This window comes from Phocaeicola sartorii JCM 17136 = DSM 21941 (assembly GCF_054653615.1).
Genome location: NZ_BAAIFW010000006.1, coordinates 1,137,170 through 1,162,431, shown reverse-complemented (window position 1 = coordinate 1,162,431; position 25,262 = coordinate 1,137,170). Strand labels below are relative to the sequence as shown.

At 43.1% G+C, this 25,262-nt stretch carries 19 protein-coding genes; 5 read left to right on the top strand and 14 right to left on the bottom strand.

Annotated features, from left to right (window positions below; all coding sequences use genetic code 11):
• Nucleotides 1–284: 284 nt before the first annotated feature.
• Together ACYQ0C_RS21715 and ACYQ0C_RS21710 are read left to right on the top strand one after the other, a co-directional pair.
• Nucleotides 285–1,985, top strand: coding sequence for a tetratricopeptide repeat protein (locus tag ACYQ0C_RS21715; protein WP_016274936.1), 1,701 nt, complete (start codon nt 285–287; stop codon nt 1,983–1,985).
• A 262-nt stretch (nt 1,986–2,247) separates the two neighbouring features.
• On the top strand, nt 2,248–3,024 hold the full coding sequence (locus ACYQ0C_RS21710; protein WP_016274935.1) for a class I SAM-dependent methyltransferase: 777 nt from the start codon (nt 2,248–2,250) through the stop codon (nt 3,022–3,024).
• A 412-nt stretch (nt 3,025–3,436) separates the two neighbouring features.
• Here the strand turns inward: ACYQ0C_RS21710 and ACYQ0C_RS21705 are convergent, their stop codons facing one another.
• From ACYQ0C_RS21705 to miaB, 11 genes are all read right to left on the bottom strand, one after another.
• Complete coding sequence (locus tag ACYQ0C_RS21705) at nt 3,437–4,240, bottom strand: KilA-N domain-containing protein (protein WP_016274933.1); 804 nt, start codon at nt 4,238–4,240, stop codon at nt 3,437–3,439.
• Nucleotides 4,241–4,654: 414 nt separating this feature from the next.
• Nucleotides 4,655–5,959, bottom strand: a complete 1,305-nt coding sequence (locus tag ACYQ0C_RS21700; RefSeq protein ID WP_016274932.1) for an ATP-binding protein — start codon at nt 5,957–5,959, stop codon at nt 4,655–4,657.
• Nucleotides 5,960–6,050: 91 nt separating this feature from the next.
• Nucleotides 6,051–6,497, bottom strand: a complete 447-nt coding sequence (gene folK, locus ACYQ0C_RS21695) for a 2-amino-4-hydroxy-6-hydroxymethyldihydropteridine diphosphokinase (protein WP_016274931.1) — start codon at nt 6,495–6,497, stop codon at nt 6,051–6,053.
• Between the two features lie 20 nt (nt 6,498–6,517).
• Nucleotides 6,518–7,573 (bottom strand): tRNA preQ1(34) S-adenosylmethionine ribosyltransferase-isomerase QueA, encoded by a 1,056-nt coding sequence (gene queA, locus ACYQ0C_RS21690; RefSeq protein ID WP_016274930.1) that lies wholly within the window; start codon nt 7,571–7,573, stop codon nt 6,518–6,520.
• An 11-nt stretch (nt 7,574–7,584) separates the two neighbouring features.
• A complete protein-coding gene (truB, locus tag ACYQ0C_RS21685; RefSeq protein ID WP_016274929.1) occupies nt 7,585–8,292 on the bottom strand; it encodes a tRNA pseudouridine(55) synthase TruB in 708 nt (235 codons plus the stop codon).
• Between the two features lie 4 nt (nt 8,293–8,296).
• Nucleotides 8,297–9,097 carry an undecaprenyl-diphosphate phosphatase gene (locus tag ACYQ0C_RS21680; RefSeq protein ID WP_016274928.1) on the bottom strand — a complete coding sequence of 267 codons (801 nt, stop codon included), beginning with the start codon at nt 9,095–9,097 and terminating at the stop codon, nt 8,297–8,299.
• 43 nt (nt 9,098–9,140) lie between these two features.
• Complete coding sequence (locus ACYQ0C_RS21675; RefSeq protein ID WP_016274927.1) at nt 9,141–9,386, bottom strand: DUF3098 domain-containing protein; 246 nt, start codon at nt 9,384–9,386, stop codon at nt 9,141–9,143.
• Nucleotides 9,387–9,398: 12 nt separating this feature from the next.
• Nucleotides 9,399–10,268: a cell division protein FtsX gene (locus ACYQ0C_RS21670; protein WP_016274926.1), complete on the bottom strand. Its 870-nt coding sequence runs from the start codon at nt 10,266–10,268 to the stop codon at nt 9,399–9,401.
• Between the two features lie 2 nt (nt 10,269–10,270).
• Nucleotides 10,271–11,167, bottom strand: a complete 897-nt coding sequence (locus ACYQ0C_RS21665; RefSeq protein WP_025017691.1) for a class I SAM-dependent methyltransferase — start codon at nt 11,165–11,167, stop codon at nt 10,271–10,273.
• A 93-nt stretch (nt 11,168–11,260) separates the two neighbouring features.
• The gene (bamJ, locus tag ACYQ0C_RS21660) at nt 11,261–11,662 is read right to left on the bottom strand and encodes a BamJ family beta-barrel-assembly machinery protein (RefSeq protein WP_016274924.1); all 402 of its coding nucleotides are present in this window, start codon (nt 11,660–11,662) and stop codon (nt 11,261–11,263) included.
• The gene (gene miaB, locus ACYQ0C_RS21655; RefSeq protein ID WP_016274923.1) at nt 11,662–13,032 is read right to left on the bottom strand and encodes a tRNA (N6-isopentenyl adenosine(37)-C2)-methylthiotransferase MiaB; all 1,371 of its coding nucleotides are present in this window, start codon (nt 13,030–13,032) and stop codon (nt 11,662–11,664) included. The genes bamJ and miaB overlap by 1 nt, the downstream gene beginning before the upstream one ends.
• A 339-nt stretch (nt 13,033–13,371) precedes the next feature.
• Between miaB and ACYQ0C_RS21650 the strand changes: the two genes are divergently transcribed.
• From ACYQ0C_RS21650 to xyl3A, 3 genes are all read left to right on the top strand, one after another.
• The gene (locus ACYQ0C_RS21650) at nt 13,372–13,722 is read left to right on the top strand and encodes a hypothetical protein (protein WP_016274922.1); all 351 of its coding nucleotides are present in this window, start codon (nt 13,372–13,374) and stop codon (nt 13,720–13,722) included.
• A gap of 37 nt (nt 13,723–13,759) precedes the next feature.
• The gene (locus ACYQ0C_RS21645; protein WP_016274921.1) at nt 13,760–15,253 is read left to right on the top strand and encodes a butyryl-CoA:acetate CoA transferase; all 1,494 of its coding nucleotides are present in this window, start codon (nt 13,760–13,762) and stop codon (nt 15,251–15,253) included.
• A 184-nt stretch (nt 15,254–15,437) separates the two neighbouring features.
• Nucleotides 15,438–18,032 carry a xylan 1,4-beta-xylosidase gene (gene xyl3A, locus ACYQ0C_RS21640; RefSeq protein WP_016274920.1) on the top strand — a complete coding sequence of 865 codons (2,595 nt, stop codon included), beginning with the start codon at nt 15,438–15,440 and terminating at the stop codon, nt 18,030–18,032.
• A gap of 96 nt (nt 18,033–18,128) precedes the next feature.
• On the opposite strand, the gene ACYQ0C_RS21635 is transcribed toward xyl3A, so the two are convergent.
• The 3 genes from ACYQ0C_RS21635 to ACYQ0C_RS21625 all read right to left on the bottom strand — a co-directional run bounded on the left by ACYQ0C_RS21635 (nt 18,129) and on the right by ACYQ0C_RS21625 (nt 25,239).
• Nucleotides 18,129–19,655 (bottom strand): arylsulfatase, encoded by a 1,527-nt coding sequence (locus ACYQ0C_RS21635; protein ID WP_016274919.1) that lies wholly within the window; start codon nt 19,653–19,655, stop codon nt 18,129–18,131.
• Between the two features lie 123 nt (nt 19,656–19,778).
• A complete protein-coding gene (locus tag ACYQ0C_RS21630) occupies nt 19,779–21,698 on the bottom strand; it encodes a RagB/SusD family nutrient uptake outer membrane protein (RefSeq protein WP_008666480.1) in 1,920 nt (639 codons plus the stop codon).
• A gap of 25 nt (nt 21,699–21,723) precedes the next feature.
• On the bottom strand, nt 21,724–25,239 hold the full coding sequence (locus ACYQ0C_RS21625) for a TonB-dependent receptor (RefSeq protein ID WP_016274918.1): 3,516 nt from the start codon (nt 25,237–25,239) through the stop codon (nt 21,724–21,726).
• Nucleotides 25,240–25,262: the final 23 nt, after the last annotated feature.

Below are 25,262 nucleotides of genomic sequence, written 5' to 3'. Positions count from 1 at the left end.
TTCATCACATAGGTGATATGAATTCATCACTTTAGTGATGAAGCTTATGGAAAAGGCAGAACAACAGAACACAACAGGCAGATTTCACTGACAGAACAAAGAGTTTTCATGAAATTACTCTGTTTTCGTTATCCGAATGGAATGCGGATTGGGACACCGATGCACTCTATCCAACCTTCACCGATGAAAAGAAAAAAGCTGACCTGCCGATGAAAATTTTCTGGTAAAAAAGGCTCTGATACTGCAACACTTTCACTATCTTTGCAAAATCTGAACACACCCTTATGAAAGCTTTATTATTGACAGGACTACTATTCATTCTCATCCTCTCCGGATGCAAAAAAGAGAGCGCAACACTTCCACTACTGCAATCTGTAGAGGAACTGATTCCCATGTATGCCGACAGCGCTTCTACGCTACTGGACAGCATAAAAGCCCCCGATGAACTGGGAAACAAGGACTTTGCCCACTGGTGTATGCTGCGTGGTAAAGCGACGGACGAAACAGCCACCGGATTACTCCCCATCTACCAATGGCAACGGGCACAAAAATGGTTTATGAAACACGGCACAGCCGAAGAACAGGCACAAATCGCTTTGTATCTGGGACGGGCATACGTGGAAGATGGAGAATATGACAAAGCAATGAAAATCTATGCAGAAGCGTTGCAACTGGCAAAAGAGCATCAAGCATACAATGTGGCAGGGTATATTTGTGCTTATATGGCAGATTTGTATGGCTTTAGAGATATAATCAGTGAACGTCTGGAGAAAAGGGAAGAAGCCTGTGAGTTCTTCAAAAAAGCAGAGAACTACAAAAGCTATGCATACGCTTTAAAAGGTCTGGCATGTCAATGGGCATTGCTCGACTCTTTTGCTTGCACTATGCCTTTGTTGCAAAAAGCCGACTCTATTTCCCAACTGATATTAAATAAGGATTTGGCAGCTGCCATAGCCAATGCATTCGGCCTTGTTTATGAAATGCAAGAGAAATATAAGGATGCTGAAAAATATCATTTAAAAGCTATTGAAACAGGCAGCGAAGAAAGTTATAAGGATTCTATGGCTTTATTATATATATACATACAAGACGACCAATTAGCAAAGGCACATGAAATTATAGAATCAACAACAAAAAAGAAAGACATTTGCTATAACATTAACGAAGCCTACTATCTACTCTACAAGGCAGAGGGAAAATACAAAGAAGCACTGCATTACAAAGAAATCTGCTCCGACATACTCGATTCACTGACATTAGCTCAAAACGAAACCAAAGTATTGGAAATAGAAAAAAAGTACAACAATGCCAAGATACGGGAAGAGAACGAACTGTTAAAGATTGCACAGCAAAGGGATATGATTATAATCATTATTACCATCTCCCTACTTTTACTGTGTGCGGCAGGATATATCATTTACTGGCAAAGAAACAAAACAACCCTCTACCGGAAACAAGCAGAAATAGACAAGATGAGAATAGAGCATCTCCACTTGTCTATGGAACTGGAAGAAAAAAAACAAGTATTGCAGACTGCCATGGCAGAACAAAACCACAAAGCCGAAGAACTGCAAGCGGAAATAGACATCATTTCTACTAGATACCAACAATTACAACAACAAAGATTGGAATCATCGATCATAGGTAAAAGAATTGCCACCCTTGCTAAAAAGAACAAACTGGAGGACCATCAAACCATTTCCAATGACAAGGCATGGCATCCCATCACCTCGGAAATTGATAAAATATACCCCAGATTCTATTCCCTGTTAAAAGACACATTCCATCCAACCCTTACAGAACAGGAATTCCTGTACTGTTACCTTCATGTTTTCGGATTTGACGGCAATGATGAAGCCAAACTATTAGGCGTTAATCCGGATACAGTCCGGATGAAACGTAGCCGAATCAATCAAAAACGTCCCGAAGCATCAAGAAAAGAAACTTCTCTACGGGATTTTCTTATTAAGAATCTCCTAAAGTAACATCAGGCATATATACCGTTAATAATCAATATATTACACATCTACCCGTACATAATACTGTATATAATCTTATTTGTAACTCTCTGAAAATCAATGCAAGGCGTATATGCTAGAATCAGCATTTTCTATTGTTCTTAGTCCTATACGAAGTACATTTGCACAAAACCAAAAACGTAATATGATTAAACGAGTTTGAATTTTGATAGCTCTAATGGCTTCGTTACTACTATGTGCAAACAAACCATCATATCAGAATAAGAATATGCAACAAAGACATTTGAACAGAGAAACCTACTTCAAGGAACAAGTAAATACCGCACAGGAATTCTACATGGACTATATAAAGAAGTATGTTCTTTTACAGAAAGGAATCAAAGTATTGGAAATAGGATGCGGAGAAGGCGGAAACCTTCTCCCTTTCGCCCAACTAGGATGTAAAATAACCGGAATAGACATCACTCCAAGCCGGATAGAACAAGCCAAACAGTTTTTCAAAGCGGCAAACTATGAAGGAACTTTCATTGCCACAGACTTTCTAAAGGCCCGGGCAGAGGATTATGGCACATTCCGGCTGATCTTGATTCATGATGTAATAGAGCATATCGAGCCTAAAGAACAGTTCATAAAACATATCAAAGCGTTTGCCGACAAAGACACACTCATCTTTTGGGGATTTCCCGCTTGGCAAATGCCATTTGGAGGACACCAGCAAATTTGTAAAAACAAGATTGTCTCACATTTGCCTTTCGTGCATCTCCTTCCCGCCCCTGTCTATCGGTCGTTACTGGATGTTTGTGGCATACCAAGCCGGGAATTACTTGAGATTAAACAATGCAAAGTTACCATAGAATCTTTTGAAAAAATGATGAAAGCGAATCAGCACCAGATTGTCAATCGGAAATTATGGCTCATCAATCCACATTACAAGCAGAAGTTTGGATTACAACCACAGGTGCTTCCCTTGTGGCTGGCGCATTTGCGATATATCCGCAACTTTTTCTCAACGGCTTGCTTTTACCTGACTAGAATAACCTCATGAAGAACTTCTCATTATCACCTTCAATAGCAGTACCACCATTTCGGTCAAACGTGCCACTCCCGGCGGTATTATTAAAATGTTGCACAATTACGAAAGAAGGGAGGGAGAGCCATGTATTCTCTAACATCACCCAAAATCTCTTATCGTTCAGCTCCATTTTTTACCCCCTTTCCGCCAAAGGCAAACGAACAAGCATGTGATTATCATCAAATCAATAAATGATAGTATATGGTAAGCCTAAAATAATTTTATATTCTTGTCGATATAATAAACAAACCACTTCTGCTCTATATTCGTGTGCCAGGCTCCGGAAAAATTCATTACCTGCAAATAGTTTCACAAAACCTCGATATACGCGTAAGCCAACAAGACTATTCCAGCTATACCTATTATTTTCTGCCACTGCTTCATTTTATTTCAGCAATTTTCTATCATTGTTACTGCTTTCCAATACGCCCATCTGATGAATGGCTATCTGGTTCAGCTTCACAAGCCGTTCACCCTGCGTAATGCCCTGCTCGATGAAAACCGCATTGAGATTTTCCATATTTGACAGGCAGATAAGTTCGTTGATTGTAGCGTAGTCGCGTATGTTCCCTTTGAGGTCGGGATTGGCTTCGTGCCATTGCTTTGCCGTTACACCGAACATCGCCACATTCAGCACATCGGCTTCATTAGCGTAGATGATGCCCGCCTGTGCTGGAGTTACTTCCGCAGGGATAAGATTCTGCTTTATGGCATCGGTATGTATGCGGTAGTTGATTTTCGACAGCTCACGTTTCGCCGACCAACCCAACAACTGCTGTTCCTCCGTCTTGAGTCGCTGAAATTCCTTGACGATGTAGAGTTCAAACTCAACAGAAATCCAGCTTGCGAACTTCAACGCAATATCTTTATGCGCATACGTTCCACCATAACGTCCTGATTTAGCGATTATACCAACAGCATTTGTCGCTTCCAACCATTTCTTTGGCGAGAGCGTAAATGCATTCAGCCCGGCCTGCCGTCTAAACCCCTCGAATTCGGTGGGTTTAAAATTCGGATTGTAAAGCTGTTCCCAAATGCCTAAATACTCTATTGTGTTGCGATTGCGCAACCAATTTGCAATCACGGCGTTAGGTTCATCACTTTTATGTCGTGCCAAATCGGTCAACGAAATATAATCATCCCCATTGACGGCGATAATTGTTATATTGGTATTTTGAACTGAAAACAAGATTGTCCCACATTTGCCTTTCGTGCATCTCCTTCCCGCCCCTGTCTATCGGTCGTTACTGGATAGGGGTAGATTCCAATTATGAGATAGAAACCACCTTGTCAAAACATGAAACTATACCGGAGGAAATCTTAGAATAAGAATTTTACTGTAAGCATCTTTCAGCCCGGTTACATATAAGATGCTTCTGAAACATATATGAAGGATTCGTAATGGAATCCTTCATAACAACGCTCTACCAATCAGCCATTTACACCCCCATGACGGATTTGAAGGATTTTCCGTCCCTTTTTAATTCCGGTCTTACAGGCTAAGCTCCCCCAGCCTTTTCCCCAACACGGATGCACCACACCCGGTGCTATTTTCCACTAACGGCATCATGACAAGCCTATATCTGCCTGACGCAGATTCCCCCTACTCTGGTACTTGCAACATCCATTTCCAAACCGGAAGAACCTGAATAGTATGCCCCTGTTCCACAAATTCCTCCTCCTCCTCCATCGTCAAAATAAGAAGCTTACGGCATCCCGTTGCCAAAGCAGCTTCCAATAACCCTTCTATTTCCCGCCGGCGAGTTTCCAGATCATGAATGTCATACGATACTTGTATCAATTGGGAAATCTGTTGTTGTTCTATCACCAAAAAATCACATTCCTTCTTGTTTTTATAATAATGCAGGCTATCCGATAAAGATAAATGACGCCGCAAATGAAGATAGACGATATTTTCCAACAGCTTTCCATGATCATCACTCATCGGGTTCAGCAATATAGAGCGCAATCCATTGTCTATGCAATAATACTTTTTATCACCACTGCTTTCTTTCACCAAAGACGGATCATACTTGGTAAGCGGAAAGAAAAGATAAACAGACTCGGTTTGCACGATAAGATCATAAAGCGTATTTTTACCTATACTGACACCTTGCGATTTCATTTCATTATAAATACGATTGATAGAGGTAGGCTTCGTCAAATTGGCCATCACCCGTTTAATGAAGTAACGTACAGGTTCCGGATTCTTGATCTCGTATCTTTCCACCAAATCTTTATAAAGCATGACAAAAAAATACTCCTGCAAAATTCTTTCCTTATAAATTGTTCCGGCCAGCACCACTTCCGGAAACCCACCCATCGCCAGATAATCCCGAAAAGCCGCAAGTAATTTCGCCCTGTTAGGAAGAGTATAGTAATTTGTATTTATATTTAAGAAACTGCAATACTCCTTGAAAGACAATGGAAATTCTTCATATTGCAAAGTCCTCCCTCTGAGCGAAGTAGAGAGTTCGGAAGATAACATCTTTGAATTACTTCCCGTTATAAAAATATTTTTGCAGGTATGTTCATAAATACGACGTACAAAAGGTTGCCAGCCATCTGCAACCTGTATCTCATCAAAGAACAAATAAGCATTCTTCAAAGATATATCAGGATATAATTCCTGATAAGCCTGAAGGATCTCGTCCAGATTCTCTACATTGAACTGCAAACGCTCATCATCAAAATTCAAAAAAAGAATCTGTTCTTTCTTGATGCCGGAGGATAACAAGTCATTAATAACCAGCAAGAAAAGAGATGATTTTCCACACCGCCTTACACCCGGAACAGTTATTATCTTCCGGCTGTCCACCGGGAGTTTCAACTCACGGGAATATACCGGCACAGGCAATGATTCCTGAAATGTCACTATCAACTCTTTTAGTAATTCTTTCCTTTTCATAAAGACAATATTTATCTAATCTTTCTTTCAGTGAAAGACAAATATAAGCAAAAGTTTCTTTTTAGGAAAGAAAACAAAGAAGTAAAATGAATTAAAGCTCCCCCAGCCTTTTCCCCAGCACCGGATGCACCACACCCGGTGCAATCTCCGCCAGCGGATCCATGACAAACCTCCGTTCCGTCATCAGGGGGTGAGGGATTTCCAACTCCGGCGTATGCAGTATTAAATCGCCGTACAACAGAATATCTATATCAATCAGGCGGTCACTATAATTACCCCCCACCGACTTCTTCATCCGGCCCAATTCACGCTCTATCGCCTGTGTTTCCCGCAATAGATCCAAAGGAGGAAGCTCACTCTCCACACAGCAGGCGGCATTCAGAAATGAATTTTCAGAAGAAAACCCCCAAGGGGCGGTTACATAAAAAGCGGAAAGGGCAGTAACCTCCCCTATCCGCTCATTTATCTTCCGGACAGCAACATGCAGATTCGACTCTTTATCACCCAGATTGGTTCCAAGTCCTAAATAAACCTTCATACGCCGCTCCCCAACCGGTATTACTTATCCAAAATCAACATGGCGTCGCCGTATGTACCGAAACGGTAATCTTCCTTCAACGCTGTGTGATAAGCCTCCATCACCAGATCATAACCACCGTAGGCAGCCACCAGCATCAGCAAAGTGGAAAGAGGCAGGTGGAAGTTGGTAACCATACTGTTGGCTACCGAGAAATCGTAGGGAGGGAAAATGAACTTATTGGTCCAGCCGTCAAACTCCTTCAGATGACCGTCCGTACCTACCGCAGTCTCTATCGTGCGCATCACTGTCGTTCCTACCGCACAAATGTTCTTTCCTTCGTCCTTGGCATTATTCACAATACGGCACGCATCCGCATTGACATACATCTGCTCCGAGTCCATCTTATGCTTGGTAAGATCCTCCACATCTATCTCGCGGAAGTTACCCAGCCCGGCATGCATCGTCACAAAGGCAAAGTCTATACCTTTGATTTCCATACGCTTCATCAGCTCGCGGCTGAAATGAAGTCCGGCAGTGGGAGCTGTCACAGCCCCTTCGTTCTTGGCAAAGATAGTCTGGAAACGCTCGGCATCTTCCTCTTCTACCGGACGACGGATGAAACTGGGCAGCGGAGCCTCTCCCAACGCATACAGTGCCTTCTTGAACTCGTCGTGAGAACCTTCATAGAGGAAACGCAGCGTACGTCCACGGGAAGTGGTGTTATCAATCACCTCGGCCACCATGGAATCGTCCTCACCAAAATAAAGCTTGTTACCGATGCGGATCTTACGGGCAGGATCGACCAGCACATCCCACAAGTGAAACTCCTCGTTCAGCTCGCGCAGCAGGAATACCTCGATACGGGCTCCGGTCTTTTCCTTATTTCCATACAAACGTGCAGGGAAAACTTTCGTATCATTAAAGATAAACACATCTTTATCATCAAAATAGTCCAGGATATCCTTGAAGACCTTGTGTTCAATCTTGCCTGTTGATTTGTGAACAACCATCAGACGCGACTCGTCTCTGTACTTCGCCGGATACAAAGCTATTTTATCTTCCGGCAGTTTAAATTTAAATTGCGACAGTTTCATCTTATCTCTCCTTATTCGTTTATAACTTCTTCAATCTCTTGTTGGTCAAGCCATTCCGGGAAACTTTCCACCGACAGGCAGTGCTCCAGTTTCACCTCTCCCACCCGGGTACGTACCAGCCCCGTCAGATGGGCGCCACTATTCAGAGCTTCGCCAATATCACGGGCCAATGCACGGATATAAGTGCCTTTGCTGCACACGACCCTGATTTTAATCTCGGGCAGATTACATTCCAGCAACTCTATCTCGTCTATAATCAGCGTTTTGGCTTTCAACTCCACTTCCTCACCCTTGCGGGCCAGATCGTAAGCGCGCTTGCCGTCTACCTTGCAAGCCGAAAAAACAGGCGGTACCTGTTCTATTCTGCCGATGAAGCGCTGCAAAGTCTCCTCTACCAGCTCGCGGGTGATATGCTCCGTAGGATAGGTGGCGTCTATCTCCTTCTCCAGATCGAACGAGGGAGTGGTAGCCCCCAGCTGCAAGGTGGCAACGTACTCCTTGGTGTGGTACTGGAACTCCTCAATGCGTTTCGTCGCCTTACCCGTACAAATAATCATCACTCCGGTGGCCAGCGGATCCAATGTCCCGGCATGTCCCACCTTTATCTTCTTCACCCCCAGTTTGCGGCAAATATGGTATCTGATCTTGTTCACCACTGCAAACGAAGTCCATTTCAGCGGCTTGTCAAAGTATAAAACTTCTCCTTCTTTAAAATTCATTCAATTATATCAATGTACACGCTATCGTAACAGCACCGGCAATGGCACAATAGATAGCAAAATAAATCAACTTGCCCTTCTTCACAATATTAATCATCCACTTGCAAGCTACACAGCCTGATATGAAAGCTGCCAAAAAACCTACAACCAGTGACAATACAGATATATCCGACGTTCCGGACGCAGCCCCTTTCACAATCTTCATGCCATCCAGCAACGCCTCACCTAATATGGGAGGAATCACCATCAGGAAAGAGAACTGGGCCAGTTTCGCCTTGTTGTCTCCCAACAGCAGCCCCGTAGCAATGGTAGTGCCCGAACGGGATAATCCTGGTATCACGGCACAAGCTTGTGCCAGACCTATAATAAACGCATCCTTCATGCTAATGTTCTCTTTTACACGAGGTTTTGCATAATAAGAGAAAGTAAGCAGCAGAGCTGTCAGCAACAGCATGCAACCCACAATGAGCAAGCCGGAACCGAAAATCTCTTCCACATAATCTTTAAAAAACACGCCCACAATGCCGATAGGAATCATGGATATCAAAATATTGATCACATATTTTGTCTCCGCATTCATTTCGAACTTGAACAAGCCGCGGAATATCCAGTCTATTTCTTTCCACAAGACAACCAACGTACTGAGTACCGTAGCCACATGCACTGCTATGGTAAAAGTCAGATTGTCTTCCCCTTGTATGCCAAACAATGCCGAACCGATGGCCAGATGACCACTACTGCTGACCGGCAGATATTCTGTCAATCCCTGGAGCAAACCAAGGATCAATGCCTCAAACCATTCCATCCTTTAAATAAAATTAAGAATTAAAAAATTAAGAATTAAAAAATTAAGAATTAATCACTTCTTCCTTGTCCTTCGGTTTGCGGACAATGCCGTAAATCATAAATATAAAACCAAAGAAGCATACGGCAGGAGCCACCTTGATGCGGCGTACACTAAAGATGTCCGGCTCAAAATATCCTTCTGTCGAACTGGGTCCTGTCATCAGCAGGAAACCGACAATAATCACTGCCATGCCTATGGCTAGCAATATAAAATTAATTTTATCAAAGGCGAATTTCTGTCTGTCCATATTCTTTTATTATTAAATGTAATACAACGCACTAGCTTTCATGCGCAAGTATTTGTTGATCGATATATATGCACACATAAAGGTAATAACCACACCAAACACAAAAACAGAACCCATTACCATAAGCATGGTCATAGGAGTAATAATCTCAATCAATTCGGGTTCATATCTTACCAGCCCGTACGCCATTCCTATCAATGCCGCATCCGCCATGGCGGCAGCCAATACACCGATCCATATATTCCGCACCAGAAAAGGACGGCGGATAAATCCCCAGCTTGCCCCTACCAGTTTCATGGTATGAATCAGAAAACGCTTGGAGTAAATGGCCAGACGGATGGTGTTATTGATCAGCGCAAAAGAGATAAGGGTAAGCAGCGCAGCCAGTCCCAGCAGCAAAAAGCTGATTTTCCGAATGTTGCTGTTCACCGCATCCAATAGATCCTGAGGATAATTGATCTCCATCACCTTCTTGTTCTGCATTATTTTTTGCTCTATCCAGGAGATGCTGTCCGAATGGGCATAGTCGGCATTCAGTTTTATTTCAATAGAGGCTGTGAAAGGGTTATATCCCAGAAATTCAGCCGGGTCTGTGCCCATCGCTTCGGTCTGTTCTTTCAAGGCCTGATCTTTCGATATATAGGAAGTTTCTTTCACAAAAGGCTCTTCATTCAATTTTTTCTGGAATTTCAAAGCATCCGTCTCTTTCATGTCATCACTGATGAGTACGGAAAAACTGATGTTCTCGCGTACATACCTGGACAAGTTGTTGGCAGACAGCACGAAGAATACCACCATCCCCAACAAGAGCAACACCAGCATCGTACTGATGCTGGAAGTAATGAACTGCATATCGAAAAAGGACCCTGACTTTTTTCCCATAATCACTTCTTTCTGAATACATAAATCATTGAACTACTGCGTTCTTTTTTCGCCAGTGAACTGAACCAGGCCAACATACCTGTCCACATTCCCTTCAAAAAGGACAAACGGCTGCCTTTATATTTTTCCGTCAGCATGGATACATAAAAAGCATCAAAAGGCATCGGATGCTGTTCCGCTAATTTAAAACCATGCTTGACCCCGAATTGTTGCATGACGGAAGGGGTAAAATGCCATAAATGACGGGGCACATCGTATGCCGCCCACCATTCCTTATACTTTTCCGCGTCATACGAACTGGCATTGGGCACAGCCACTACCAGCACTCCCCTCTCCTTTAACAGTCCGGCCAGTCTCTCCCACGTTTCATTCAGATGTTCCAGATGCTCCATCACATGCCATAGAGTAATGGCGTCAAAAGACTCATCGGCATACCCAGCCAACGCGTCCTCGGCATCTACATCCAGTTCAAAATGTTCTTTGGCAAACGCACGCGCCTGCGGGCTTTTCTCAATGGCTTTCACCCGCCAGCCACGTTCTTTCATGGCATTGCTGAAATATCCGGTACCTGTACCGATGTCCAGCAACGTACCCTTGCTCAGGCCGGAGGTGCGTTTTATCAGCTTGGCTTTGCGCGACAACATATACTTGCGCACCTCGTGATATACACGGTTCATCAGCCCCTTGCGGGTATCGGTGTGTGAAATGTAATCGGGAGTCTCATAATACCGACCTATCTCGGCTTCCACGGGTACGCCTTGTGTAAAGATAAAGCCACAGTCATCGCAGCGAACCAAACTGAATTGTTCGCCCGAAGCATAGTGATCCGTACAAGTGATTGCATGTCCCAAATGTTTTCCGCCGCACAACGGACAAGTATTTATTTTGAGTATATCCACTTTTCGCCCTAATTTGCTGCAAAATAACAAATAAATTGAATGAGAAGGGCTATCCTTTAAGTACTTTTAAGAGTATAAGTTAAGAATTCGTTTTCAGGCAATGCCCAGCAGTTCCACTTCGAATATTAATGTAGAGAAAGCGGGAATCGGCCCGCTTGTACGGCTGCCGTATCCCATGGTATAAGGAATATAAACCACCCATTTATCTCCTACATGCATACGTTGAAGCGCCAGCTGCCATCCCTCTATGACATCACACAGCCGGAAAGCTTCGGGACAGTTACGGTTATATGAATTATCAAACTCTTTCCCGTTTATCAGACTCCCCCGATAATGAACGGTGACAATACTGCGGATCGTAGGTGAAACTGTACCCGTACCTGTCTGCAATACTTTGTAAAACATATTACAAGGCAAAGGGCAAATGCCTTCCTGTGTAGAAAGAACTTGCAAATACTGCAAGTTCTTTTCCTTATATTCTTCTTTCTTCCCCATCAGAACACCTCTTCTCCCTTCAATGTAGCCGAGCTGGCCTCGGTGATGCGTACATGGACAAAATCACCGATACGATGATTGCCACGATCAAAGACCACCACCTTATTTTGCTGTGTACGGCCAAAAAGTTGTTCTCTGGAACGCTTGGAAACACCTTCCACCATCACTTCGAAGGTCTTGCCCACATCACGGGCGTTGCTCTCGGCAGAAAGACGGTTCTGCAATTCAATGATTTCATTCAGCCGGCGTATCTTGATCTCTTCGGGCACGTCATCCGGCAGATGCTTGGAAGCATACGTTCCGGGGCGTTCGGAGTATTTAAACATAAAGGCGGAATCATACGCACATTCACGCATCAAGGATAAGGATTCCTGATGGTCTTCTTCCGTTTCCGAATGATAGCCCGAGAAAATATCAGTACTCAGACCACAATCGGGAATGATACGGCGGATAGCCGCTACCCTTTCCAAATACCACTCACGGGTATATTTGCGGTTCATCAGCTTCAAGATGCGCGAGCTGCCGCTTTGCACCGGTAAATGAATATGCTTGCACACATTGGGCACTTCCGCAATGACCTGCAGGGTTTCGTCACTCATATCCTTGGGATGCGAAGTGGTAAAACGGACACGCATGTCCGGAACCGCCCCGGCCACCGTGCGGAGCAGCATCGGGAAAGTAATCACCTCACCCTCTTTCTCAAAACGATAGGAATTGACATTCTGTCCCAGCAACGTCACTTCTTTATAGCCTTTGGCCGCCAAGTCGCGCACTTCATTCAGAATACTCTCCACATCACGGCTACGCTCGCGTCCGCGGGTATAAGGCACAATGCAATAATGACAGAAATTATTGCAACCACGCATAATGGATACAAAGCCGGAAATATGATTGCCGCAAATACGCGACGGAATCACCTCCCGATAGGTTTCTGTAGTAGAAAGCTCCACATTGATAGCTTTCTCCCCTGCTTCCACCGAAGCGATCAAGTCGGGCAAGGTGAGATAGGCATCCGGTCCCACAACAAGATCTACATGATGGTTCTCAATTAAATCATCTTTCACACGCTCTGCCATACAGCCCAACACGCCGACAATCAGATTCCTACGTTTATTCTTCCTCATGGAGTGGAAAAACTCCAGACGGTTCAGAATCTTTTGCTCCGCATTGTCGCGGATGGAACAAGTGTTCATGAACACAGCGTCCGCCTCATCCAGCGTCTCGCACACATGGTATCCTGCCATCTGCATGATAGAAGCAATCACTTCGCTATCAGCTACATTCATCTGGCATCCGTACGTCTCGATAAACAATTTTTTGTTTTCGGAATCAGTTGCAGATTTAAAGTCTGCTCCTGTTGTTTCTTTCATATTTTCTCTGTTTTATGGTTTCGCAGGCAAAGATACAGAGTTACCGACAAATTAAACGAATAAAAGGGCTGGAAATTGAATATTATAAGAGATTTATGCATTAAACCGTTAAATAATCATAACCGGTGAACAAAAAAGACCGTTAACGTTACCAACGTATGATTATAATTCGCATATTTGCTTTCGAAAAACATTAGATTTTTTCATAGTTAAGGTTTAGGTTAAAAAAATAGGGGAAGACAACTGTGAAGTTCTCTTCCTTTTTTTATGTCCTTTTATAGAGCTAGTTAAGAAATTATTTCCTAACTTTGAGCATTCATTATATAAAAAAAGGAAAGTATGGATATCATTCAGGTTATCATATTTATAGTAATCATTGTTGTGGCCATCGTGCAACAAATCTCAAAAGCCGGCAAAGAGAAGAAAACACCTTCCCCCAAGGAAGTGCTTACAGATATGTTTCCTGAAATAGGAGAGGAGAACATAAGAGAGGAGCTTCCTGTTTCTCCCACCCGGAAAGTCCGCAAACCTCAGACTCACCGTATGCAGCATCAGCCGGTGGTAAAGCAAACGCCAGCCTCCCCCCGGGAAGAAGCCAAAAAGGAAAAACGGACTCCCATCAAACTGAGCACCAAAGAAGAGGCGCGGCGCGCTTTCATTTATTCAGAGATTTTTAATCGCAAATATTAATAACAACTATACTAATAAGAATAACACATTGAATATCATGGGATTTAATATTATTTCCGCAGCCGAAGCAGCCAGCTGTATCAAGCATGGCTACAACATCGGACTTAGTGGCTTCACTCCGGCAGGAACACCGAAAGCCGTAACACCCGAAATTGCAAAAATAGCAGAAGAAGAACATGCCAAAGGTAATCCGTTCCAAATTGGTATTCTCACCGGCGCCTCTACAGGAGATGCTACAGATGGCATCTTGGCCAGGGTAAAAGCAATCCGTTACCGTGCCCCTTACACAACCAACCCTGATTTCCGCAAAGCTGTAAACAACGGTGAAATAGCATACAATGACATCCACTTGTCACAAATGGCACAGGAAGTACGTTATGGCTTCATGGGTAAAGTAAATGTCGCTATTCTGGAAGCATGCGAAATCACACCCGACGGCAAAGTATATCTGACAGCCGCCGGAGGTATCGCTCCTACCATTGCCCGTCTGGCAGACAAAATAATTATCGAACTGAATGCCGCCCACAGTAAAAACGGTATGGGCCTGCATGATGTTTATGAACCGCTTGACCCGCCTTACCGCCGTGAAATTCCCATCTTCAAACCCAGTGACCGCATCGGCTTGCCCTACGTGCAGGTAGATCCGAAGAAAATAATCGGTGTAGTGGAAGTGAACACCCCCGACCAAGCCCGCTCGTTTACCGCACCGGATCCTATCACCGACCAGATTGGACAGAATGTAGCCGATTTCCTGGCAGCCGATATGAAACGAGGTATTATCCCTGCCGGCTTCCTGCCGTTGCAAAGCGGAGTGGGCAACATTGCCAATGCCGTATTGGGTGCCCTGGGACGGGACAAGACAATCCCCGCTTTTGAGATGTACACGGAAGTATTGCAGGATGCAGTGGTGGACCTGATCCGCCAGGGACGTGTAAAATTTGGAAGTACCTGCTCATTGACTGTCACAAACGAATGTCTGCAAAGTATTTATGATGATATCGACTTCTTCCGCGACAAACTGGTCATGCGTCCGTCTGAAATCTCAAACAGTCCGGAGATTATCCGCCGTCTCGGTGTTATATCCATCAATACAGCCATCGAGGCAGATATTTACGGCAATGTGAACTCTACCCACATCAGCGGCACCAAAATGATGAACGGCATCGGTGGTTCCGGTGACTTCACCCGCAATGCCTATATTTCCATCTTTACTTGTCCGTCCGTGGCAAAAGAAGGAAGAATCAGTGCCATTGTTCCCATGGTTTCCCATGAAGACCACAGCGAACACGATGTCAACATCATTATCACCGAACAAGGTGTTGCTGACTTACGCGGCAAGAGTCCGGTAGAACGAGCCAAGGCTATCATCGAAAATTGCGCACATCCGGATTATAAGAACATCCTTTGGGATTATGTGAAAATGTCTTCCAAAGGACAGACTCCTCATTGTATTCCGGCTGCACTGGCCATGCACGATACGCTGGCCAAGAAAGGGGATATGCGCCTGATAGACTGGGCAGAATATAAATAGTCATTACTTACTGTATCTCATACGTTTCCGGTCGATACGATGTATCCGGCCGGAAACTTTTTATATAGGCTCTACCTTTTTGTATAAAAAACAATATCTTCCACCTTTTTAATCAAAAAATACACGGACTATTTTCATAATTATTCTATTTTTGCCGTATAACTAATCATTTTTATATTTTACTATGAGAAACAAGATTCTATATTTATTCGCCTCCCTTGTGATGCTGAGTGGTTGCAACAGTCAGCCGGCTTATAAAAACAGCAATTTATCTCCTGAAGAACGGGCAGAAGATTTATTGCAGCAACTTACCTTAGAAGAAAAAGTGGCCTTAATGATGGACAACTCCAAACCTGTCGAAAGATTGGGCATCAAACCTTATAACTGGTGGAACGAAGCCTTGCACGGAGTGGCACGAAGCGGACTGGCTACTGTTTTTCCGCAGCCTATAGGCATGGCTGCTTCTTTTGATCCCGACGCCATACATACCATCTATACCGCAGTATCGGACGAAGCCCGTGCCAAAAACGCCGCATACTCGGCAGCGGGAAGCTACGAACGGTATCAAGGCCTGACCATGTGGACACCCACCGTCAATATTTATCGTGATCCCAGATGGGGGAGAGGTATTGAAACGTATGGAGAAGACCCTTACCTGACAAGTGTCATGGGGGTGAACGTGGTGAAAGGATTGCAAGGCACGGATGCTGATCAAAAATACGATAAAATACACGCCTGCGCCAAACACTTTGCCGTCCATTCAGGACCGGAATGGAACCGTCATGAGTTCAATGCGGAAAATATCAAACCGCGTGACTTGCATGAAACTTACCTTGTGCCTTTTGAAGCATTGGTGAAAGAAGCGAAAGTAAAAGAGGTAATGTGCGCCTACAACCGGCTGGAAGGCGATCCTTGTTGCGGAAGCGACCGGCTGCTGATACAAATCCTCCGTCAGGACTGGGGATATGACGGCATTGTACTTTCAGACTGTGGCGCCATTGACGATTTCTATCGGGAAAAAGGACACAAGACACATCCGGACGCTGAATCGGCTTCTGCCGCTGCTGTATTGAGCGGTACGGATCTGGAATGTGGCTCCAGTTATAAAGCCTTGGTAGAAAGCGCTAAAAAAGGCTTGATCAGCGAAAAAGATATTGATGTATCTGTAAAACGACTGCTAAAGGCACGCTTTGAATTGGGGGAAATGGATGATCCTGACAAAGTGGAATGGACCAAAATCCCTTATTCGGTGGTTTGCTCGGCAGAACACGACTCTCTGGCACTAGATATAGCACGCAAATCAATGACGCTGTTACTGAACAAAAATAATATCCTGCCACTGAAACGCGGTGGACAAACCATCGCTGTCATGGGACCTAACGCAAATGACTCTGTAATGCAATGGGGTAATTATAACGGTACTCCCAAACATACGATCACCTTATTGGAAGGTATCCGCTCGGTCATGGGAGAGAATGACAAGCTGATCTATGAACAAGGTTGCAGCTGGGTAGAGCGCTCACTAATCAGAAGCGTTTTCAACCAGTGCAGTTCTAAAGAAGGTCCCGGATTCTCCGCCCGCTATTGGAACAACAAGGAATATGAAGGAAATGCGGCGGCCACCGCACAACTCACCACACCGTTCCGTCTCTGCACGTCCGGAGCCACTGTATTTGCTCCCGGTGTGAACCTGACTGATTTCTCGGCCATCTATCAAAGTGTATTTACTCCCCAAGAAACAGGTGAGGTTATTTTCAACTTTTATAGCTGCGGTGCCACACAACTGCTGGTAAACGGTGAAGAGGTCAAGAAATTCACTAACAAACACGGGGGTAGGGGACAGACCCATATCATGCACGCAGAAGCAGGCAAACCATACGATATAGAAATCCGGTTCCAATATTTCAGTGGAGACGCACAACTGAATTTCGATCTTGGATTTAAAGAGGAAGTGAACATAAAGAACACTGTGGCAAAAGTGAAAGACGCGGATATCGTAGTATTTGCAGGTGGTATTTCTCCAAGCCTGGAAGGAGAGGAGATGGGGGTTAATTTACCGGGATTCCGCAGAGGAGACCGCACTGACATCGAGCTACCGGCTGTTCAACGCGAATTGATAAAGGCACTATGTGATGCCGGAAAGAAAGTGGTTTTTGTCAATTTCTCCGGATCGCCCATTGCCATGGAACCCGAAACCCACTATTGCCAGGCCATTTTACAGGCATGGTATCCGGGACAATCCGGAGGTAAGGCTGCTGCCGAAGTCTTGTTCGGCGATTACAATCCTGCCGGACGTCTGCCGGTAACTTTCTACCGGAATACGGCACAATTACCCGATTTTGAAGATTACAATATGACAGGACGTACTTACCGTTATTTTAAAGGTGATCCTCTTTTCCCGTTCGGTTATGGTTTGAGTTATACCACTTTTAACTATGGTGACATCAAACTGGATCAAACTGTTAAAGTAGGGGAAACCGCCAGAATTGTTGTTCCTGTAACCAATACCGGCGAACGTGACGGAGAAGAAACAGTACAAGTATATCTGAAAAAACAAGGAGATACGGAAGGACCGGCTAAAACATTGCGCGCCTTCAAACGTGTACAAATCCCTGCCGGAAAAACAGTCAATGTAGAACTGGAACTAACCCCCAAACAACTGGAATGGTGGGACACGCAGACCAATACGATGCGCACCTTGGCCGGAAACTTTGATATAATGGTAGGGGGTAATTCTAAAGATGCTGAATTACAAGTAAAGACGCTGACACTACAATAATTACTCCGAATAAATAATCTGCGGCATTTTTGTTTCAAATATAGAGTTTAAAACAAAAATGCCGCACTTAATAAAATATCAGAATAAAAAATCTATTTATTCAAATGAAGGCAAAGTAACGAAGAAATTAGAATTCGGCGTATGCTGTGACTTGATAATCTCTTTCATTTGCTTTACAATATCCGGATGTCCGGCAGCGATATCATGGTCTTCATGAATATCTGTGGCAAGATTGTAAAGAAACGGCTTTCCTTTTTTCACAACCATCTTCCAGTCTCCCATACGTACACCAATCTGATCGGTTTCGTCAAATTCCCAATACAAGAAATCATGCTCTTTCTGTCCTTCCTGTCCTAGCAAAGTCGGAGCAAAGGAAATACCATCAAAATAATCCACTTTCTTTTTCTTATTGGTATACTTTTTCACATAATTCTTCACACCTGCCAAATCACAGAAAGTAGGCATCAAATCATAGAAAGCCAACTGATGATCATTGACCGTTCCTTCGGGTACTTTGCCCGGCCAACGTACAATGAACGGAATACGGATACCTCCCTCATAACATTGACGTTTCAATCCACGAAGTTTGCCGTCACGACCAAAAAAGGTAGGATCAGCTCCTCCTTCTTCATGAGGGCCATTGTCACTGGTGAAAATCACAATCGTATTATCATCCAGTCCTTTTTCCTTCAACTTTTTCAAGACTTCCCCCACATAATAGTCCAGACGGGTAATCATACCGGCAAACTGTGCATGAGTATGTACCGATGGATTATATCGCGAACCTTCCGAGCCACCCCATGTCTTGTCATTGAAAAACTTCTTCTGATATCTTTCCAGAATGGAATCCTCGGGTTGTGCCAGCTCGGCATGGGGCAGGGTATAGGTAAAGATACCGAAGAACGGCTGCCTGCCGTCTTGTTTGTCCAGCCACTTCATCGCCTCTTCATGAATCATATCCGCCGAATACTGGGAACGCTTGAAATAATCCTTGCCAAACATGGGATAGTTGATGTTCTCATCCATCACCACACGGACCACTGCCGTATCGCCTGCCGACTTGCTATATCGGTTCAAGAAGTTAGGATAATATAAATGAGCCTGAAACTGACAGATATAACCATAATATTCATCAATCCCCCGCTTGTCCGGAGTAGAAACAGAACCTTCATAGCCCCCTGCCCATTTGCCAAACATACCGGTGGTATAACCGTTATCTTTCATTATTTCAGGTATAATCACATGGCCGGGATCGTATGGATGCTGCCCCACCACGGAGTAATCCTCATTTACGCCATATTTCACCATGGGGACATCACGCCAGTATTCTTTATTTCCACGTACTTCACAGTGTCCGGAGTGTTGCCCGGTCATAAATGAAGCACGAGATGGAGCACTTACCGGACTACCGGCATACGCCTGTGTAAAACGCATACCTTCCTTAGCCATATTATCAATATTCGGCGTACTGATGTAGGGCTGACCATAACACCCTAAATCACCATACCCCATATCATCACACATTATATAAATGATATTCGGTTTAGGGGTTTTCTGGGCATAAGCACCTAATAAAGGAAATGCCAGCCCACTGGTTAAAAGAAAGAGGTTTCGATTTTTCATTATACAGTTTATTGAATTAGTTTTTCTTTGAGCAAGATATGGAAAATATTCCAATTGATGAAATAATAAAGTCGCCTCAAATAAAAATTATATAAAGACGACTTTATATTAACATTTACCTATTTACCAACCTGGATTCTGTTCCAAAGCAGGATTCAACAATATTTCAGTTGTCGGAACCTGATATAAATAATATTTCTCCAACCATCCTTTGCCCTCTTTCAATGGGTCATTGAACAAATACAGATATCCCTCTTTCATTGTCCCTGTTGCTCCATCCGAATAGCCTGTCTCCGTGTTATACAAAGTATATCCCGCCGCTGCCGCCTTTTCTTTTGAAAGCCATAATCCTGTTGCAGTCTTATTCAAGAACCAAGGTGCCATTCTCCAACGTCTGATATCATAGAAACCAAAACCTTCTCCCATCAGCTCAATAATTCTTTCACGACGTATCTCCCATAATACAGGATCCACCAAAATGCCATTATCATTGCCTTTAGGGTAGTATTTGCCACGATTAGGATCAAAACTATCATTAATATCAGCAACAACCATTTGAGCAACTCCAGCACGGTCACGCAATTTATTAATAGTAATATCAGCAACCGGTTGATTGAATTGTCCTGCTTCAAACATGGCTTCGGCATAATTCAATAAAACCTCTTCTATCTTAAAAATAGGCTTGTCGGCTGTGTTTTGTGCACCGTTATTAAAACTCTTTTCCCACTGGCTCCAATTCTTCCAGACATAATAGCCCGATCGGCATGTAACAAACGCCCCTGTTCCCAATCGAGGAATTTCAGGAACCAACGAAGCACTCCAGTTCTGACCGGGCAAACGTTTCATACCTGTACCCGGATTAGAACATGATTCATTAGGTTTCATAATATCAATATATTCACGATCGGCAGGATCATCTGTATATGACCAAGTAGGATAGTCTCCTTTACCCGCTTTTACTTTGTAAGGAGGGATTACGGTATGATACAAGCGGGGGTCTCTATCACGGAATGTGGCATACATATCCTTGTCACCATGATAACTGGAAGCATGATTTAAAATAGGTTTACCGTTTTTCATCAAATATAGATCAACGGTCTTTTGATTCATCTCCACATAATGCGAAGAGGTATGCTCCATATAACTATAGTTACAGTTATTGATATCATCGACATATTCCTTATATAGAATCACTCCCGGAATCCCCTTTAAACTTTCCGTTGTCCACATCTCGCCATAACCCGCAGCAGGCTGTCCGTCCGTGCCATAATATAAAGTAGGATAATCATCCATCAATAACTTGGACACACGAATACATTCCGTGAAATACTTATCATAATCTCCAAGTTCATGATATTTGCGCCACGTTCCCTCACGTAATGTAAAACGTGAAATAGCCGCACGAATACAGTCACGATTAATGGTGTTATCACCATCCCTGCTTTGGAAATCGCCTATATTTTCTTCCGCCCATTTCAAACGGTCCAGAACTTTATCCGCCACTTCTTTACGAGCCACCCGAGGACCATACGCCTCGGGAGATTCATCATTCAGAACGGTTTCTATCCAAGGAATATCACCAAAACGATTTATCAGTTCCATATACCAGTAAGAATGGAAAAAATAACCTACTGCCTTCCAATGGTTTTTCTCAACATCCGTCAGATTGGAACCATCAATGTGCGTCAGCATCATATTGATACGACGCAAGTATCCAAAGCTCCAGCCATTTCCCGTAGCTGTGCTTGTTATCTTCTGGTAAGCATAATTATTAGAGCTGGACTCATACTTAGAATCCATAAAACCTGCATTTATATCTCCTTGATAGTGAGAATTTTGCCCTATGCCATTTACAGAGGTAGCGATATCCGTGTTTGAAAACATCTCATAACAAGGCCACATAAATGCCAAAAAATTATCGTATGACTTAAAAACGGTTTCTTCCGTCGGATCAGTTACCGGAAGTTTATCCAAAAAACTATCGTTACATCCCGAGAGCGTAACGCCTGCCAAGATGGCAAAACTTATAAATATCTTTTTCATATTGCTTACTCGATTAAAAGGTGATTTATAATGTAAGGTTTATACCAAATGAAACTGTGCGCGATGCAGGATAGTTCCAATTCAAAGTCTCCGGATCAATTCCCTTCGGTAATGATGAAAACGTAGCCAAATTTTCAATGCTGACAAATGCTTTCAACTGCTTCAATGTCAGCTTCGACACCCATGCCTTAGGAACTGTATAGGACAGAGTTACATTTTTAATACGTAAATAAGAAGCATCTGACAGAAATTTGTCCGATTGACGATAGTTAGAGCCTTGGTTTCCATAATTTCCATAAACACGTGGAAATTCAGCATTCGGATTGCTGCAAGTATAATCACCTGCTGCTAAATCGGCCGGTTTCCAATAATTGCTCAAATCATCATACAAAGGTACAAATTTAAAATCCGCGTATAAAGGCATATTCAATGTATTGGCAATCCAAGCGTCACGTTTACCTGTTCCCTGCAAGAAGATATTCAAATCAAAACCTCCATAACTAGCCCCCAAATTGATACCATATAGATAACGAGGCATATTGTTCCCGATAACTTTACGGTCTCCCGGATTGTCCACTGTGTTATTACCGGAAGTAATGATATTTTCTTTCCCTTCTTCATCTCTCAAGTTTTTAAACTTCAAATCACCCGGCCGCGGTGAATATCCCTCCAAAGCGGTAATTCCATCCTTTAATATCCAAGACGAGGTGCTTTCAAAATCATCAACTGTATAAAATCCATTAGCTTCATAACCCCAGATTTCTCCAATTTCCTTTCCTTCATAATAATTCCAAAAAGTATTTCCGTTGCTCAATGTGCTCGTTAGTATTTTTGACTCATTGGAATTATATTTCATTATTTTAGATTTACTGTCTGACAAGTTGAAACCAACACGATAACTTACTTTACCAATCTGATCTCTCCAGTTCAAATTTAGTTCCCAGCCAGTAGTACGCATGTCGGCCGTATTCTGATATGGGGCGCTCGCACCTACCACCCCCGGTAACTGCATACCTGGAGCAAGCATACCTTTAGTATCCCGTTGATACCAATCAAATGTACCATTCAAACGATTGTTCAGCAAAGATATATCCAATCCGAAATCCAGTGTTCCCACTTTTTCCCATGTAAAGCTGTTGCTGACCAACGCTGGTAATGAACTAATGGCGGTTACAAAATCACTACCTGATAACCATCCGTTATACTTATTATTCAATTCCATAGTCGGAGTATAGGAATAAGAGGGAACATTCTGATTACCAATCTCACCATAAGATGCACGTATTTTCAATCCTCCCAGCCAATCGCGTGTAGCTTCCATGAATTTTTCCTGTGCAATCTGCCAGCCCACAGAAACAGAAGGGAAGAAACCAAACCGGTTTTCTTTGGGAAATTTAGAAGAACCGTCATAACGTCCATTCACTTCTAAAAGATATTTGTCTCTATAATTATAATTCACACGAAAGAAACCACCACGCACGGCAAATTCATCATAAGAGTCATTGACCTTGATGGTAGAAGTTCCTGATCCCATAGCAGGAATATCTGTAATAGCCTGTCCATAAGAGTAGGCATCTAAAGTTTCTTTATATTTCGATTCCTGATTGAAACCAGCCATAACCTTAAAACGATGATCGCCTAAAGAAAAATCATACGTCCCATACAGGTTGAAAGCATTATAGTCTGTATATTGCTTGTACTTACGCAGATAATCATTGGTCGGAGTTACATCTTTACCTCCTTGTATAGTAGTATAGGGCACACTTCCGGTATACCAATGATAATCATATATATTCTTATCAAATGTATATTCAAATGCAATCTCCAACCCTTTCAGAGGCTTCAAAATAGATTTTAAAAAAATACGCGGATTGTCATTAATCGTTTTTGAAGGATTTGACCATTCTACCTGATTCCTCGGAGTAAAATAGGGTAGTCCTTCTCCACCTAAATCATCCGCTCCCTCCGGACACACTCCTTCGGGATAGAAAGATGCCAGACGAGTGGAATAAATACCACCCAAAGCTGATGCCGGCAAAGTCTTTTTACTATGTGCATAGCTTAGTGTAGCTTCTTGTGTGAACCAAGATGTAATATCTGCGGAAACAAAACTGCTTACATTCATTCTGTCATATTTATCTTTATTAGTCACTAGAATACCATCATTCGATAAATAACCAGCGGATAATCTATATCTCAATTTATCCGTACCGCCGGTAGCAGAAATATTATGAGTCATCTGAAAACTGGTTTCGAGCATATTCTTCACCAAGTCCTTTTCATTCATATAATAAAGTGACCCATCCGTATCCTTATAAATACCATCCCCCATAGTCTGCAATGAAGAAGGATCTTGTTGATATTGCTTCAACAACTCCATCCATCTACTTACACTAGGAGCCCCGGGAGTCCAAAACTGATCACCGGCAGCATCCGAGTAAGCTTGCAGATAATCCATTAGCGGAGCTTGTTTGGGAAGGTTTATAGCATTCGAAAAGGCAAAATTATTATTATAATTCAATTGAAAGCTAGTACCACCTTTAGGACGTTTGGTAGTAATCAGAATAACACCACCTGCTGCACGCGCACCATAAATAGCTGCCGAAGCAGCATCTTTCAAAACAGTTACCGTCTCAATATCTTCAGGATTAATCATATCAATATCACCTTCCACATTATCAATCAGTACCAACGGTTCAATGGTATTACCATACGAACCATCATCGTTCTTTATACCGACAGAATAAGCTCCGCGAACCTGAAATTTCTTCCCTTGTCCTGGATCATTACCATTACTTGAAACAAGTAATCCCGGCACGGTTCCTTGCAACGCCTCAGCGGCATTAACCAGCGGACGGTCACCAATCACTTCATCCATTTTGACCGAGGCAACAGCTCCTGTCAGGTTTGCCTTTTTCTGTGAGCCGTAGCCCACTACCACCACTTCGTCTAAAGTTTCAGTATCCTCACGCAATACCACCTGAATGGTTTTTGTATCATGCACGGCTATTTCTTGAGACTTATAACCAATATAACTTATTTGTAACTTCACAGGAAATTCAGGAACTTCTAAAGAAAATTTTCCATCAAAATCCGTGATACACCCGTTAGTAGTCCCCATTACCACAACAGAAGCACCGATAATCGGTTCCTTTGCCACATCCATTACTAATCCGGTAATTGTATTCTGTCTTGCTTGCTGAGGCTTATAAACAGAAATATGTTCCCCTTCCACTTTATAGCAGATATTTCTCCCTGCAAACAACATCTCAAGCACTTCTTCCACACTTTTATTTCTGACATCAATAGACACTTTCTCATTCATATTGATATCATTATTGCGAACAAGGAAAGAGTAACCGGTCTGCTTTTCAATCTCATGAAAAACCCGGCTCAAAGCTACTGAATGCTGTTGCATAGAAAACCTTGCCTCCTGAATAGGCAATGCGGCCATAGCGACGTTCCCCCATAGTAGAAATGAAACGACCCATACAAGAGAGAACCTATGTTCCCTACGAACTTTACAAAAGTTTTTTTTCATACTTAGAATTTTTAGTTAACAAT